Source organism: Frankia sp. ACN1ag, from assembly GCF_001414035.1.
Classification (GTDB): domain Bacteria; phylum Actinomycetota; class Actinomycetes; order Frankiales; family Frankiaceae; genus Frankia; species Frankia torreyi.
The window spans coordinates 12,697-29,205 of record NZ_LJPA01000042.1 but is presented as its reverse complement, the minus strand read 5'-3'; the positions used below and the strand labels follow the sequence as shown (position 1 = coordinate 29,205).

Here is a 16,509-nt window from a genome sequence, read left to right as displayed (position 1 = left end):
AGAAGTGTTATGAGCTGCCAATTTCCCACGTACGCAGGCGCTTCCGGGTGTCGGCCCCGTAGTCGGTAGGGTCAGCCGGGACGCACGGTCAGGGCCCGCCAATCGTCGCCAGACGGCGATACCGGGCCGCCGATCCGCAAGGACCGGGCTGGGCGTCCGCGGCGTCCGGGACCCGGGGCGGGGCGCCGCTTCGTACTCTCGGGTGTGGGGCCTGTCGGGTGTGGGGCGGTAAACTGCCGCCCCGCGTTCGGCGCCCGAAGACGGGCCGGTTGCCGGTCCGTCCGGAGGGCACGGCGGTCACGTGGGACGAAGGTGGATCCTTGAGCGCGGCGTTCGACGGCAGCGGCTATCGCCAGCGGGTGCTCGCACCGCTGCGGGCGGGCTCCTTCCTGGACACCGCCGACCCCTTTCTCATCGCCGGTCTCGACCCCACCGTGCCGTATACCGACTCCGACATCGGAGCCCATCTCGTCCGCGTCCTCGCCTTTCTGCAGCGGGAGCGCAACTCGGCCAAGTACGCCACGCTCGCCACCGAGCTGGTGCGTCGCCGCGGGGAGTGGGAGGAGCCGCTGCGCGACGCGGAGTCCCGCGAGCGGGTCCGCGCCCACGTGCTCGCCGCCCGGCGCAGCGGTGACGCGGAGCGGCTGGCCAAGGTCGACGGCTACCTCGCCACCGTTCGGGAACGCTTCGGCGGCATCCCCGCCTCCCGCGTCGACGGCCTGCGTCGGCTCGCCGTCGCCGCCGGGGTGACCGTCGAGGAGTTCGACGCCCGGCTCAGCCGGGAGCAGATCATCGTCGACGGGGTCGGCGGCGGGGTGGAGCCGCTGCCCCCCGAGGTCCGCCGCCAGATCGCCGAGCGGTTGGCCGAACTGCGCGCCCTGCGCGGCGGCGACCGGGTGTCCAGCGCGTCGCTGTGGGCGTTCCTCGGGCTCGCCCCCGACGCCTCGCTGGAACGGCTGTCCGCCGCCTACGCCGCGGTGGCGGCCGCCAACAGCCGCCGCCCGCACGACCGGGAGAAGACGGTCACGGCCGACCTGCTGGCCCTCGTCTCGACCCGGTTGGTCGAGGGTGATCCGGCCGCCTACACGGTCGGCCTGATGGCGGACGCCGCCGACGAGTTGCGCCCCGCGGTCGAGGAACACGTCGTCCTCGACGGTGAGCTCACCGCCGTCGCCTTCGAGGGCCTCGTCCGCGCGGCGCTGGCCACCGGGCGCGGGCTCACCGCGGCACAGGCGAAGTCCGTGGTGCTCGGGGTGGCGCGGGAGCTCGGCGCCGCGGTCAACGTCGGCGGGGTCGTCGACTACGTCGTCTGCCCCGGCTGCGGGCGCCCGGAGGCGGCCGGCGCCGCCCGGCACTGCCGGTACTGCGACACCGACCTCTACACGACCTGCCCGTCCTGCGGCTCGATGACCGAGGCCGCCGCGGTGGTCTGCCGGCACTGCGGGCACAGCCTGCGCCAGGCCCGGGAGGCGGCCGAGGCGCTCGCCGCCGTGCGCCGCGCGCTCGAGGGCGGACGCCCCCGCGAGGCCGGTGAGCTGCTCGCCGCCGCTCGCCCCGTGCTGGTCGCCGTCGGTGGCCCCGTCGCCGGCGCCGCCGACGAGCTCGGTGCCCGGGTGTCCGCGGCGCTCGGCGCGGCCGACGCCGGCTGGCGGGCCCTGTCCGAGGCGCGCGCGGCCAACCGGGCCGACGCCGCCCTCGACGACGCCCGCTGGCTCGCCGCGCAGGCGGCGGACGTGCCCGGTCCGGACGGCCGCAGCCCGGCGGAGGTGCTGGCCGAGCTCATCGCCGCCCAGGCAGTGATCCGCCGGCGGGTGGAGGCCGCCCGGGCGCTGCCGCCCGAGGCCCAGGAGGCCGCCCTGGCCGCGGTGCTCGCCACCGCCGCGGACAACCGGGAGGCGCTCGCGGCGTTGGCGGCGCTGCCGCTGTCGCCGCCGTCGGACCTCGTCGCGGTCGCCGGCCCCGACGGTTCGGTGCAGGTGCGCTGGCGGGCGTCGCCGTCCGTCGGCGGCCCCGTCTCCTATCGGGTGGAGCGCGTCGTGCTCGTCGAGGGTGGCGGGGCGACGCTGGGCCGGCGCAGCCTGGGCACCACCCGCTCCACCGAGCTCTACGACGCCGGCGCGCCGGCGTGGACGCCGGTGCGGCACGAGGTCACCGCGATCTGCGGCGAGCGCCGCTCCGAGCCGGTCGCCTCCGCGCCCGTGGTCTGCACCCGTGACCTCGCCGAGCTGCGCGCCGAGCGGACCGCCGCCGGGATCCGGCTGGGCTGGCAGCTCGACGGCGCCCTGTCGGTCGTCACCGTCGAGCGGACCCTCGCGCCCGGCTCGCCCGTCAGCCAGCCGCCCCGGCGGGCCCGGGTCACCGGCGGCGTGTTCCACGACACGGACGTCGTCGTCGGCGTGACGTACCGTTACCACGTCTTCGTCGAGTACCACGACGCGGCCGGGCGCCCCGTCCGCACGCCCGGCGCCGAGGCCGAGGTCGAGGTGACCGCCCGGCCCCGGCCGGTGCAGGATCTCGCCGCCGTCACCACCAGCGGGCGCACCACGCTGCGCTGGACGCCCCCGCCCGGCTGGGAGGTGCGGATCTACGCGACGCCGGTCGCGTCGGGTCCCGCCGGCGGCACCGGGAACACCGGTCCGCGGCTGGTGCCGGGCTCGGGCTCCGGCCCGCTGCCGCTGCCCGGCGCCGGCTCGGGCCCACTGGCGATGCCCGGCTCCGGCCCGCTGCCCCTCGGCGGCCTCGGCGGCGAGGGCGACGACGTGCAGCTCGCCGCCATCACCGGGCCCGTCCGCCTGGTCGGCGCCAGCCGCGCCGGGCAGGCCGCGGAGTCCGCCCCGGTCGGCGAGGTGATCTACACCCCGGTGACGGTGCACGGGGAGTCGGCCGTCGTCGGCCGGGCCGTGCGGCACGTGGTGATCGAGCCCGTGCGCGACCTGCGCGCCGATGACCGCGGCGAGTCGATCGTGCTGTCCTTCCAGATGCCGCCCGGGGTGACCGAGGCGCGGGTGCTCTGGCGGCGGGACCGGACGCCCACCGGCCCGGACGACCCGTACGCCGCCAGCGCCAAGGTCACCAACACCAGCCTGGAGATCAAGGGCGGCTGGCATCTCGCCGCCCCGGCGGACGGCTGGGCCTACCACGTGGCCGCCTATCCGATGTACCGGGCGGGTGGGATCGCCCGCGTCGCGACCGCGGGGGTGGCGGTGCTGGCCCGGCCCGCGACCCGCAGCGACCCGCCGCCGCCGCTTCCCACGGCATCCGGGCCCGCCACCGGCGGTCACGTCGTCGGTGGACCGGGGGGAGGGCCCGGGAGCATCCTCGGCGGTCCGTTCGCGGGGCGGCCCATCGCCGGGTCCGACCCGCCCGGCTCCGATCCGATCACCGCCGCGCACCCGCTCGGGGGCCCGGCCCAGCCGCGCACCGGCGCGGTCCCGATGCCCGTGCCGGTCGGCGCCCGCCATCCGGTGGCGGGGGTCCCCCAGCCGGGCGGGACCCGGGGGTCCGCGCATGGGGACAACCCGCCCACGACCCCGCTCGGCGGGCTGCCGCTGCCTCTGCTCCCGCCGGCCGGCCGGAGCATGCCGGCCGCGGGCGGCCCGGCGCAGGCGTGGCACGGGCGGTTCGCGCCCGGCGCGCCCGGCCCGCTCGGCCCGCTCGGCCCCGGTGGCGCGGCACCGGGGGGACCTGGTCCCGGCGCGGGGCAGCCGGTCGTCCCCGACGGTCCCGGCGGGTCGGACGGCCGCGGTGTCCCCGGTGCTCCGGCGATGCCCGGTGCTCCGGCGATGCCCGGGGCCCCGGCCGGTTCCGGGGCCTCGGCGGGCGCGGCGGGCGGTCCGGTGGTGACCGGACCGGTGCCGCTCGGGTCGGATGTCGGTGCGCTGATTCAGCCGACGGTTACCTACACGGTGAGCCGATCCGGTTGGCGGCGGCGGACCATGCGGGTTCAGGTGCGCACCTCCGGCCCGGTCGGCGAGCTGATCCTGTTCGCGCGGCCGGGCGCCGCGCCGCCGCGGGTGGCCGCCGAGGCCCACGAGCTGTCCCGCCTGGCCGCCGTCGATCAGGCCGTCACCCGCACCATCGACGTCACGCTGGATGGGGCGCAGTTGCCGTGGGGCGTCCGGCTGTTGCCGGCGCTGGTGGCCCCCACCGGCTGGACCGTCACGCATCCCGCCGACGAGGATCTGGTCGTCCGCTGAACGGCCGTTCCGCCCCGGTCAGATCACGTTTCTCCGTGCTGCGATTTGGGTAAGTGTTGTCTTCTGGCGGCGGCCGTGCGGAGATGTCACACCAGATCTGCAATGATGGCACTACCACGGAAAGTATTCGTCCTAGTGCTGTTCCTTGTAGCCGGTGTGCCCCTTACGATTGGGTCCATCACGCGTAGTTCCAGTACCGGCCAGGTGGGTGTTCGCCACCCGGTCGGAGCATCTGTCGAACCGTCCTGACCCCGAGGTCGGAGACGGTCGGCGTCACGGACGGGCCGCAGTGGCAGCCCGGTCGACGCGCCCGCCGCGGTTTCGTCGAACTCTGATGGCGCGCTGAGTGGCCGCGCAGGCGGCAACTCGGAGGGGACGCCCCATCAACGGTCGTGATCCGACCATGCTCCGTTGTCGGTGCGCGGCGCGCTCGGCGGGTGCGTCTCACGCCAACTCCGAAAGGCAGCGCGCGAGCATGGTCTCGACCTCTCGTCGCCGACCGTCCCCTCCGGTCGGCCGTTCGGTCTCCCCGCCCACTCGACCTCGTGGCGCGCCCGGCCGCCGCGGCCCCGGCCGCCGCCGGGCCCGCCGGCCGGTCCGTACCAGTGCCCGGCTGGGCCTGGTGTCGGTGTTCGTCCTCGGTCTGCTGGGGGCGGTCACCCCGCTGGCGCAGGCCGCGGGCGAGACGCCGAGTCCCCAGCCGTCCCCGACGCTGCCGAGCGCGGTGTCGCCGAGCGCCAGCCCGACGGCCTCGACCGAGCCCGCCGGCACCGTCCAGCCCGGGGTCCCGATCTCCACGATGACCCCGCAGGCCCGCAGCCGCATCACGCTGGTCCTGTTCGACGAGGACATCGTGCTCGTCGGCGGGCGTGACTTCGCCGCCGGAGACGACGTCACCGTCGCCGCCGAGACCACCAGCCTGGGCGGCAGCGCGCTGACCAAGGCGGACGCCGACGGCCGCTTCATCCTGGGCTTCCGGGTCCCGGCGGACTTCAAGGGCACGGTCAACGTCAAGGCGAGCCAGGGTGGCGCCACCGCCGCCGACGCCCTCGACGTGACCGGCCCCGAGGCGGCGGCGAAGGAGTTCAAGGAGGCGCCGGCCCTGCCCGACGTCCCCGTGCAGCGCTCCGACACCACCACCGCGACGGGCACCACCACCGCGACGGGCACCACGGGCACCGCCGCCTCGGCGAGCCCCGGCACCGCGTCGCCGAGTCCGGACGCCGCGGGATCGCCGACGCCGAGCGCCGCGCCGCAGCCGTCGCCCACTGCCGACGTGACCGCGTCGCCCAGCCCGACCGCGAGCCCGTTCGCCGCCGTGGGCAAGGGTGGCCGCCGGCAGTTCGGCGCCGCCTCGCCGTCGGCCTCGGCCGCCTCGCCGTCGGCCGCCGGGCTGCCGACGGTCCCGCCGGCAAGCCCGACCCCCACGACCGGCGCGGCCGCCCCGGCTGCCGGCGGCGCGCCGGAGATCGACGCCGGTGGGACCAAGTCGGGCCTGCCCTGGCTGTCCGGGTTCCAGTCGCACCAGCTCGCGCAGCTCACGGAGTTCGGCAACTGGCGCGGGCGGCCCAACGACCTCGTCCACGTCTACACCGACCGCACCTCGGGCTGGGGCGGGCTTGTGGAGCCGACCTGGCCGGTCGACCTGTTCAAGGGGTTCGCCGGCAAGCTGCTGATCAGCGAGCCGACCTACCCCAAGGGGCAGGGCGACAACGGAGCCTGCGCCCGCGGTGAGTACGACGGCCAGTGGAAGAAGCTGGGCAGCTTCCTGGTCCAGCACGGCCGGGGCGACTCCATCGTCCGGATCGGCTGGGAGTTCAACGGCACGTTCATGTACTGGCACACCGACGCCGACCCGGCGACGTTCCGCACCTGCTTCCAGAAGATCTCGGCGGCCATCAAGTCCACCGACCCGCAGGTGAAGATCGACTGGACGTTCAACGCGCACAACTCCCCGGTGCCCACCGGTAACAGCCCGTGGGGCGCCTACCCCGGCGACGAGTACGTTGACTACGTCGGCATCGACGCCTACGACCACTTCCCGCCGTCGAAGGACGACGCGACGTGGAACAAGCAGTGCGAGGACGTCAACGGCCTGTGCTACGTGATCCGGTTCGCCCGGGAGCACGGCAAGAAGGTCGGGGTCGGCGAATGGGGCGTGGCCTCCTGCAGCGGTGACGGTGGCGGCGACAACCCGTTCTACATCCAGAAGATGTTCGAGACGTTCAAGGCGGCTGGCGACGTGATGGGCTACGACGCCTACTTCAGCGATCCCACCCCCGGCAACGTCTGCTCGACGATCACGAACGGCGGCCAGAACCCGAAGTCCGCCGCCGAGTACAAGAAGCTGTTCGGCACCGGAGCAAGCTGACCGGACGCAGGGCGCGCCAACGGCAGATCGTCGGGCCGGGACGGAGGGATCCGTCCCGGCCCGACCCGTTGAGGGTTGCTCAGCCGCAGGTCGGCTGCTTGCTGATGACCCCAGGGTGACCGCCGAATGTCGGCTGACTGACGGTTGTCGTTGTCTGTTGTCAGACGCCCCCGGGCAGGTACCGTCACCCGAAAGGCGACGTTTGACGATCTTGCCAGTCCGGCCGGCGCACACCGAACCGGGGACCTTGGTCGAGCGACGCCGCCGCCTTTCACGAGGGGAACGTCGCTTGCGCCACTTCGCCTTCCTCGACAACGAGACGATCAAGACCCTGTTCCACCGTCCGCCGGAGGAGATCGCCGTCGATGGGGACCGCCGGCTGCTGGCCACCGCGCTCGGCGCGACGCTGTACGCGCCGGGCACCAGGCCCCACCTGGCGTTCGACGTGCGCCGGCAGAGCGCGGCCGGGGTGAACTCGATGGTGCTCTGCCTCGAGGACTCGATCGCCGACACCGAGGTGGCCGACGCCGAGGCCAACGTCGTCGCGGCGCTGCGCTCGCTCGCCGACGACCCGCCGCGCTCCGGCGACGGGCTGCCCCTGCTGTTCGTCCGGGTGCGCGCCGTCGGGCAGATCCCGGACCTGATCGCGCGGCTCGGTCCGGGCGGGGCCCGCTGCCTCGCCGGGTTCGTCCTGCCCAAGTTCGCCGAGGAGGGCGGCGAGGCGGGGTTGGAGGCGGTGCTGCGGGCCTCCGACATCGTCGGCCGGCCGCTGTGGGCGATGCCGGTGCTGGAAAGCCCACCGGTGATCAATCGGGAGACCCGGGTCGAGGCGCTCACGGCCGTGCGGCGACTGGTCGACAAACACGCCGAGCAGGTTCTCGCGATCCGGCTCGGCGCCACCGACCTGTGCGGGCTGTTCGGGCTGCGCCGGGACCGGGACCTGACGATCTACGACATCGCCGTGGTCCGCGACTGCATCGCCGACATCGTGAACATCTGCGCCCGCGGCGGCGATCACATCGTCACCGGCCCGGTGTGGGAGTACTTCGCCCAGCCGGAGCGCCTGTTCGTCAGCTCGCTGCGGGTGACTCCGTTCGAGCAGGCCGACCGGGTCGACGGCAGCCAGGAGGCGATCCGGATGCGCAGCGCGCTGGTCTCGGCCGACCTCGACCGGCTGATCCGGGAGGTCGTCCTGGACAGGGCCAACGGTCTGATCGGCAAGACCGTGATCCATCCCAGCCACGTCCCGGCCGTGCACGCGCTGCACGTCGTCAGCCAGGAGGAGTTCACCGATGCCGAGACGATCCTCGCCGGGGACTCCGGCGGGGTCCGCCCGAGCAGCTACGCGAACAAGATGAACGAGCTGCGCCCGCACCGGGCCTGGGCCGAGGCGGTGCTACGCCGGGCCAGGGCGTTCGGGGTCCTGCGCGAGGGGGACACCTTCGTCGAGGTGCTGGCGGCGACCCGCGGCCACAGCGGCGTGGGGACCGCCCGATGACCACGACGACGCCGGTGCCGGCGGACCCGGGCTGGCTGTGGGCGGAGCTGGGACTCGCCGTCGAGGTCAGCGCGGACGTGCGCGGCGGGGGCCTGGACGCGCTGGTCGGGCTGGCCCTGCGGCGCAACCCGCGCCGCGCCCACCTGCTGGTCAGCCGGGTGCTCGGCAAGCACCTGCCGGTCGCGCCGGGTGCGGGCCTGGCCGCCGGCGCGGACCTCGCGGCGCTGGTACGGGCTCTGCCCGACTTCCCCGCCGACGGCGCGGCCGCCGCCGCGGCCCGCCACGACGGTGGCGTGCGGACGGGGCCGCTCGTCATCGGCTACTGCGAGACGGCGACGGCGCTTGGCCACGCCGTCGCCGACGGCCTGGCGGGTAGCCATTACCTGCACACCACCCGGCGGGGCCTGTCCGGAGTGCCGCCGGTGCTGGAGTTCACCGAGTCGCACTCGCACGCCTCCCACCACTGGCTGGTCCCCGAGGACCCGGCGATCCTGCGCGGCGGCGAGCCGATCGTGCTCGTCGACGACGAGCTGTCCACCGGCCGGACCGCCCTCGGCACGATCCGCATCCTGCACGCCCACGCCCCTCGCGGGCGCTACGTGGTGGCGACCCTCGTCGACGCCCGGCCGGCCGCGGCGCGCACGGCGTTCGCCGAGCTCGCCACCGAGCTCGGCGTCCGGATCGAGGTCGTCGCCCTGATCGCGGCCACCGTCACGGTGCCGCCCGAGATCGCCGACCGGGCGGCGAGCATCCGCGCCCGCCTCGCCGGGGCCGCGCCGCCTACCCAGGTGTCGCCGCCCGCCCAGGTGTCGCCGCCCGTCCAGGTGTCGCCGTCCGTCCAGGTTTCCGCGCCCGCCCGGGTCTCCGCGTCCGTCCAGGCCGGCCATCCGGTTCGGTGGCTGGCCGCGGACTGGCCGGCGGACCTGCCCGAAGGCGGCCGGTACGGCTGGTCGCCGGCTCATCGGCGCCGGCTCGACGACGCCCTGGCACCGGTCGCCGCCGCCGTGCGCGCGGCGCTGACCCGGCCGGACGGCCGCACACTCGTCCTTGGGACGGAGGAACTGATGTACACCCCGATGCGGATCGCGGACACGCTGGCCGCCGCCGGCTTCGGCGAGGTCCGTTACCAGTCGACGACCCGCTCGCCGGTCCATCCGGTCGACGTCGAGGGCTACGCCATCCGGGCGGCGCTCACGTTCCCGGCGCCGGACGACCCGAGCCGGGTCAGCCACGTCTACAACGTCCGTCCCGGCGTCTACGACGACATCGTCCTGATCGTCGACTCCGGCGCGGACGCCGCCTCGCCCGCGCCGGTCGCCGACCCGGCGGGCCTCGTCGCCGAGCTGCGCCGCTGCGCCCCGGTCGCCGTGCTCACCCTGCCCGCCTACCGCCCGGCCCGGCCGGAGCAGGCTCGATGAGCGCCACCGGTTCCGGGCCGGCGACGCCGGTGGCCGGGCGGCCGGGCGACCCCGCGCTCGCGGGGACGATCGGCTCGGGCTCGTACGACCCGGCGGACGTCACCTTCCTGCTCACCGATCTGAGCGCCGTCGACCTCGAACGGCCCACCGAGGACCGCGAGGAGGCGATGCAGGCCGGCCGGCACTACTCCGAGGACCTGCCCGTCGAGTACCAGCCCGACGCCGGTTACCTCCGCCTCTACCATCAGGCACTGGAACGTTCGGCCCGGCGGGTGGCGCTGGCCACGGGGCTGGTCGCCGAACTCGTCCGGGTCACGAAGCCCGAGCCGGTCCTGGTCTCGATCGCCCGGGCCGGAACGCCGGTCGGGATCCTGATGCGCCGCTGGTACGGCTGGCGGCACGGCCTGGACACCCCGCACCACGCCATCTCCNTGATCAAGGATCGCGGGGTGGACATGAACGCCGTGCGCTACCTGACCGACCGGTTCGACCGCGAGGCGATCCAGTTCGTCGACGGCTGGACGGGCAAGGGTGTGATGACGCGGGTGCTCAGCGAGGCGGTCGCGGGTCTCGGCCTCGACGACACCCTCGCCGTGCTCGCCGATCCGGCGCGGTGCGTGCCGCTGTACGGCACCCGCGACGACTTCCTCATCCCGAGCGCCTGCCTGAACTCCACGGTCAGCGGGCTGGTCAGCCGGACCGTCCTCAACGCCGAGCACATCGGCCCGAACGACTTCCACGGCGCGAAGTACTACGGCGAGCTCGCGCCGCACGACCTGTCCCGGCACTTCATCGACACGGTCGTCGCGCAGTTCGACGCGGTCGCGGACGAGGTCGCCGAGACCTGGCCGCGGCTGTGGGCGGGCGACCGGCGGCCGACCTGGGCCGGCTGGGCGGCGGTGGAGCGCATCGCCGCCGCCTACGACATCCCGGATGTGATCATGGTGAAGCCCGGGGTCGGCGAGACCACCCGGGTGCTGCTGCGCCGGGTGCCGTGGCGCATCCTCGTCGCCCCGGACCGCGTCGACGAGCTGCCCCACGTCCTGGCGCTGGCCGCCGACCGCGGCGTCGAGGTCGAGGAGATGGCCGACCTGCCGTTCTCGTGCGTGGGGCTGGTGCGTCCGGTCGGCGCGGCGCCGGTGTTCCACACCCCGAACGCGCGCTGGCGCCCGGACGTCCCGGATATCTCGGACATCCCTGATGTCCCGGGCCCCTCGGACGCCTCGTGACGGCGGGAGGCGGCCACCTGGTGGCCCTCGACCTGGACAAGACACTGATCTTCTCCCGGCGCTCGCTGCTGCCGCCAGCCGGCACCGTCGAGCCCGCGCTGGTCGAGCCCGCGCTGGTCGAGCCCGCGCTGGTCGAGCCCGCGCTGGTCGAGCCCGCGCTGGTCGAGCCCGCGCTGGTCGAGCCCGCGCTGGTCGAGCCCGCGCTGGTCGAGCCCGCGCTGGTCGAGGTCGAGCTGGTCGAGGTCGAGCGGCTCGACGGCGCCCCGCTGTCCTTCGCGACGGCGCGGGAGCTCGCACTGCTGGCCGAGCTGCATCGCCGCGCCGTCGTCGTTCCCGTCACCACCCGCACGCTCGCCCAGTACCGCCGCGTCGACCTGGGCATCCGGCCGCGGTACGCGATCGCGGCCAACGGCGGGCACCTGCTCGTCGATGGAGCACCCGACCCGGCGTGGGCGGCCGGGATCGCGGCGCAGCTGGCCGCCGCCGGCGCGCCGCTGGCCGAGATGCTGGCGCTCGCCGAACGGTTCGCCGCCGGCGGCTGGGCCCGGACGGTCCGCGCCGCCGACGACCTGTTCGTCTATCTCGTCGCCCACGACCGGCCCGCCATCCCGGACCTGACCGGCGTCACCGCGGCGGCACGGGCGGCCGGCTGGTCGGTGTCGGTACAGGGCCGCAAGGTGTACCTGGTGCCGACGGTGCTGACCAAGCAGCGGGCCGTCGACGAGGTGGTCCGCCGGGCCGGGACGGCGACGCTGCTGGCCGCCGGCGACTCGGTCCTGGACATCCCGATGCTGCTGGCCGCCGACGCCGCCGTCCGGCCTGCCCACGGTGAGCTGCACGAACTCGGCTGGTCGGCGCCGAACGTCGCCGTCACCGCCGACGCGGGGGCGGTCGCGGGCGAACAGGTGCTGGCGGCGCTGCTGGACCGGGTGCGCGCCGACCGGCCCGATCCGACTCCCGCCGTCCCGTGATGAGCCTGGGCGGCGGCCGGTCTTCGTGGTAGACCGGGGACGGTGTCCAAGCGCACACCGTTTCGTCCAGGAGGAACCGTGACCGATCCGGGCGTGAGCGCCACGACCGACCCGAGCGCCACGAACGATCTGGAGGCCACGCTGGAGGGCCTGCTGTCGGTGGAGAGCTTCGATCCACCGGCGGGGTTCACCCGACGCCGGCCCGTGGACGCCGACCGGGCCGCCGCCGCGGCGGACCCGCAGGCGTTCTGGGCCGCCGCGGCCCGCGAGCTGCTCACCTGGGACAAGCCGTTCACCCAGGTGCTCGACGACACGAACCCGCCCTTCTACACGTGGTTCGCCGACGGCGAGCTGAACCTGTCGGCCAACTGCCTGGACCGCCAGGTCGAGGCCGGCCGGGGCGAGCGGGTCGCGTTCCACTGGCGCGGCGAGGAGGGCGAGCACCGCGACGTCACCTACGCCGACCTGCTCGCCGAGACCCAGCGGCTGGCGAACGGTCTGCTGTCCCTCGGCGTGCGGGCCGGGGACGTCGTCGGCATCTTCCTCCCGATGATCCCCGAGGTGGCCGCCGCGATGCTGGCCTGCGCCCGGATCGGCGCAGTCCACAACGTGGTCTTCGGCGGCTTCGCACCGTCAGCGGTCCGGGAGCGGATGGAGGTCTCCGACGCCAAGGTGCTCATCACCGTCGACGGGGCGCGGCGCAAGGGGCGCCGGTCGCCGGTGAAGGCCGCCGTCGACGTCGAGCTCGGCGATCTGCCCGCGCTGGAGCACATCGTGGTGGTCCGCGGCCCGGGGGAGAACGCCGCCGAGGTGCCGATGACCGCCGGCCGCGACGTCTGGTACGACGAGCTGCTCGCCGCCGCCGACCCGGTGTGCCCGGCGGTGGCGCTCCCGGCGGAGCATCCGTTGTTCATCCTGTACAGCTCCGGCTCGACGGCGAAGCCGAAGGGCATCCTGCACACCACCGCGGGCTACCTGCTCGGGGCGACCTACACCCTGCGGACGGTCTTCGACCTCGACCCGGAGACCGACGTCTACTGGTGCTCCGCCGACGTCGGCTGGATCACCGGCCACTCCTACATCGTGTACGGACCACTGTCCAACGGCGTCACCAGCGTGATGTTCGAGGGCGCCCCGGACTATCCGGACCACGACATCTGGTGGCGGATCATCGAGGAGTACAGGGTCACCGTCTTCTACACGGCACCGACGGCGATTCGCACCTGCATCAAGTGGGGCGCGCAGTACCCCGCCCGCCACGACCTGTCCTCGCTGCGGGTGCTCGGCACGGTCGGCGAGCCGATCAACCCGAAGGCGTGGCTGTGGTACCACCTGGTGATCGGGGGTGGCCGCTGCCCGATCGTCGACACCTGGTGGCAGACCGAGACCGGGTCGGTGCTCATCTCGCCCCTGGCGGGGGTTACCCCGACCAAGCCGGGATCGGCGACGAGGCCGCTGCCCGGGATCAGCCCGGCGCTGCTGGACGAGGACGGCCGGCCCGTCACCGAGGGCACCGGAATTCTGGTGATCACCCAGCCGTGGCCGTCGATGCTGCGCACCCTGTACAAGGACGACAAGCGCTTCGTCGAGACGTACTTCTCCCGCTTCGGCCCGAGGACGTACGTGGTCGGGGACGCGGCCCGGCTCGATGCCGACGGCTATTTCTGGATCATCGGCCGGATCGACGACGTCATCAACGTCTCCGGGCACCGCCTGTCCACCGCCGAGGTCGAGTCGGCGATCGTCGCCCACGAGGCCGTGGCCGAGGCCGCCGTCGTCGCGCAGGCCGACGAGCAGACCGGCCAGGCGATCGTCGCGTTCGTGACGCTGGCGGGCGAGCGGGTCGGCGACTCCGCCGTCGAGGCCGAGCTGCGTGAGCACGTCGCCCGGCGCATCGGCAAGCTGGCCAGGCCGCGGCGGATCGTCTGGGCCGACGACCTGCCGAAGACCCGGTCCGGCAAGATCATGCGCCGGTTGCTGCGGGACGTCGCCGAGGGGCGGGAGCTCGGCGACGTCACGACCCTGCGGGACCCCGCGGTCATGTCCGCCCTCGCCGCGAAGGTGGCCGCCGGGCCCGACGACGAGTAGCAAGACCGGTCGGTCTCAGGAGTGCAATTCCGGAGGATTCCGACTGGTCGTTCGGCCGGGCGGCGAGTTGTTCGGAGAACGTAACCCGCCGGTCGAACCCGGGTGCGCCCACGTCACCGGCACTCCTCTAAGCTCACGTCTTCGTGAGAGCCCTACGACGGTTCACCGTCCGTGCGCAGCTCCCCGAGCAGCTTGCTCCACTGGGGGAACTTGTCCTGAATCTTCGCTGGTCCTGGCACCCCGAGACGCTGGACCTGTTCGAGTCGGTCGATCCCGAGCTTTGGCGGGCCACCAAGGGTGACCCGGTACGTCTGCTCGGCGAGGTCGATCACGATCGGCTCGTCGCGCTCGCCGCGGACCGCCGCTTCGTGCGCCGGCTCACCGACATCGCGGACGATCTCCAGGACTACCTTTCCGCCGACCTGTGGTACCAGCGGCAGCAGCTGCCGGGCGCGCCGGCGGCGATCGCGTACTTCTCGCCGGAGTTCGGCATCACCGAGGTGCTGCCGCAGTACTCCGGCGGCCTGGGCATCCTCGCCGGCGACCACCTCAAGACCGCCAGCGACCTCGGCGTGCCGATCATCGGCGTGGGGCTGCTCTACCGGGCGGGCTACTTCGTCCAGTCCCTGTCGCGCGACGGCTGGCAGCAGGAGCGCTACCCGGGCATCGACCCGCACGGGCTGCCGCTGACCCAGCTCACCGACGCCGCCGGCGTGCCGGTGAAGGTGGCCGTCGGGCTGCCCGAGGGCCGCACCCTGCACGCGCAGATCTGGAAGGCGCAGGTCGGGCGGGTTCCGCTGCTGCTGCTCGACTCGGACGTCGAGGACAACCAGCCGGCCGAGCGGGGGGTGACCGACCGGCTCTACGGCGGCGGCACCGACCACCGACTGCTGCAGGAGATGCTGCTGGGCATCGGCGGTGTCCGGGCGCTGCGCGCCTACGCGGCCGTCACCGGCACGCCGACGCCGGAGGTCTACCACACCAACGAGGGCCACGCCGGCTTCCTCGGCCTGGAGCGGATCCGCGAGCTCGTCGAGACCGGGCTCAGCTTCGACGAGGCGCTGGAGGCCGCCCGCGCCGGCACGCTGTTCACCACGCACACCCCGGTGCCCGCCGGCATCGACCGCTTCCCCCGCGACCTCGTCGCCCGCCACTTCGGCGGGGACAACTCCTGGCCCGGCGTGCCGGTCGAACGGGTCCTGGAGCTGGGGGTCGAGTCCGACCCGAACGTGTTCAACATGGCGCACATGGGCCTGCGCCTCGCCCAGCGCTCGAACGGCGTCAGCAAGCTGCACGGCATCGTCAGCCGGGAGATGTTCGCGGGCCTGTGGTCCGGGTTCGACTCGGCCGAGGTGCCGATCGGCTCGGTGACCAACGGCGTGCACGCCCCGACCTGGGTGTCGCGGGCCGTCATCGAGCTGGCCGACCGCCAGCCCGGCCCCGGGCTGCTCGCCGACGACGCGGCCGGCTTCGCCAAGATCTCCGCCCTGCCCGACGAGGTCATCTGGGCCACCCGCCGCCAGTTGCGGGAGCGGCTCGTCGGCGAGGTCCGCCGCCGGGTGCGCGCCTCCTGGCTGGAGCGCGGCGCCGCCCCCGGCGAGCTCGACTGGGTCGAGTCCGTCTTCGACCCCGACGTGCTGACCATCGGCTTCGCCCGCCGGGTGCCGTCCTACAAGCGGCTCACGCTGATGCTGCGTGACTCCGACCGGCTGCGCCGGCTGCTGCTGCACCCGCAGCGGCCGATCCAGATGGTCATCGCCGGCAAGGCCCACCCCGCCGACGACGGCGGCAAGCAGCTCGTCCAGCAGATCGTCCAGTTCGCCGACGACCCGGCCGTGCGCGCGCGGATCGTGTTCCTGCCCGACTACGACATCGGCATGGCGCGGTTCCTGTACTCCGGTTCGGACGTCTGGCTGAACAACCCGCTGCGCCCGCTGGAGGCGTGCGGCACGTCCGGGATGAAGGCGGCGCTCAACGGCTGCCTCAACCTGTCCATCCGGGACGGCTGGTGGGACGAGATGTTCGACGGCCAGAACGGCTGGGCGATCCCGACCGCCGACGGCGTCGAGGACCCCGACCGGCGCGACGACATCGAGTCCGCAGCCCTGTACGACCTGCTGGAGAACACCGTCGCCCCGCGGTTCTACGACCGCGACGCCGGCGACGGCGCGCCGCGGCGCTGGACGGCGATGGTCAAGCACACCCTGTCCAGCCTCGGCCCCCAGGTGCTGGCCAGCCGGATGGTGCAGGAGTACGTCGAGCGGTACTACGTGCCGGCCGGCGTCTCCGCCCGGACCGTCGCCGCCGACGGCCTGGCCGGTGCCCGCGACCTCGCCGCCTGGAAAAGCCGGGTCCGCGCCGCCTGGCCGGGGGTGCGGGTGCTCAACGTCGACTCCGCCGGACTCGGCGACACCCCCCAGGTGGGCCAGTCGTTGGTGGTGCGGGCCACGATCGACCTCGGCGGGCTCGCCCCCGACGACGTCGACGTCCTCGCCTCCTACGGCCGGATCGACCAGACCGACCGGATCCTCGCCCCGGAGGTGCTGTCGTTGCAGCTCGCCGGCGAGGGCGAGGGCGGGCCTCGTTACGAGGGCACGATCCCGCTGGGCCGCACCGGCCCGTTCGGCTACACCGTGCGGGTGCTGCCCCGTCACCGTCTCACCGCGAGCGTCGCCGAGCTGGGTCTCGTCGCCAACCCGTAGCTCGCCGACTCGTCACCCGCCCGTCGCCCGTCGCCC

At 74.3% G+C, this 16,509-nt stretch carries 8 protein-coding genes and 1 pseudogene; all 9 read left to right on the top strand.

What is annotated here, in order from left to right:
• Positions 1–320 precede the first annotated feature (320 nt).
• The 9 genes and pseudogenes from UK82_RS26760 (at position 321) to glgP (ending at position 16,473) form a co-directional block, all read left to right on the top strand.
• Complete coding sequence (locus UK82_RS26760; RefSeq protein ID WP_055410055.1) at positions 321–4,196, top strand: zinc ribbon domain-containing protein; 3,876 nt, start codon at positions 321–323, stop codon at positions 4,194–4,196.
• A gap of 622 nt (positions 4,197–4,818) precedes the next feature.
• The gene (locus tag UK82_RS26755) at positions 4,819–6,567 is read left to right on the top strand and encodes a glycosyl hydrolase (protein WP_313949842.1); all 1,749 of its coding nucleotides are present in this window, start codon (positions 4,819–4,821) and stop codon (positions 6,565–6,567) included.
• A gap of 289 nt (positions 6,568–6,856) precedes the next feature.
• Positions 6,857–8,065 (top strand): HpcH/HpaI aldolase/citrate lyase family protein, encoded by a 1,209-nt coding sequence (locus tag UK82_RS26750; protein ID WP_055410051.1) that lies wholly within the window; start codon positions 6,857–6,859, stop codon positions 8,063–8,065.
• Positions 8,062–9,483 (top strand): phosphoribosyltransferase family protein, encoded by a 1,422-nt coding sequence (locus tag UK82_RS26745; RefSeq protein ID WP_044886675.1) that lies wholly within the window; start codon positions 8,062–8,064, stop codon positions 9,481–9,483. The genes UK82_RS26750 and UK82_RS26745 overlap by 4 nt, the downstream gene beginning before the upstream one ends.
• Positions 9,480–9,914: pseudogene (locus UK82_RS40395) on the top strand (cysteine protease StiP domain-containing protein); the annotation flags it as partial. The gene UK82_RS26745 and the pseudogene UK82_RS40395, both read left to right, overlap by 4 nt.
• Before the next feature lies 1 nt (position 9,915).
• On the top strand, positions 9,916–10,712 hold a 797-nt coding region (locus UK82_RS26740; protein WP_236706484.1), incomplete at its 5' end, for a cysteine protease StiP domain-containing protein.
• A complete protein-coding gene (locus tag UK82_RS26735) occupies positions 10,709–11,683 on the top strand; it encodes a hypothetical protein (RefSeq protein ID WP_055410049.1) in 975 nt (324 codons plus the stop codon). The genes UK82_RS26740 and UK82_RS26735, both read left to right, overlap by 4 nt.
• 78 nt (positions 11,684–11,761) lie before the next feature.
• On the top strand, positions 11,762–13,771 hold the full coding sequence (gene acs / locus UK82_RS26730) for an acetate--CoA ligase (RefSeq protein WP_055410047.1): 2,010 nt from the start codon (positions 11,762–11,764) through the stop codon (positions 13,769–13,771).
• A 143-nt stretch (positions 13,772–13,914) separates the two neighbouring features.
• Positions 13,915–16,473 carry an alpha-glucan family phosphorylase gene (gene glgP / locus UK82_RS26725; protein WP_044886672.1) on the top strand — a complete coding sequence of 853 codons (2,559 nt, stop codon included), beginning with the start codon at positions 13,915–13,917 and terminating at the stop codon, positions 16,471–16,473.
• Positions 16,474–16,509 lie beyond the last annotated feature (36 nt).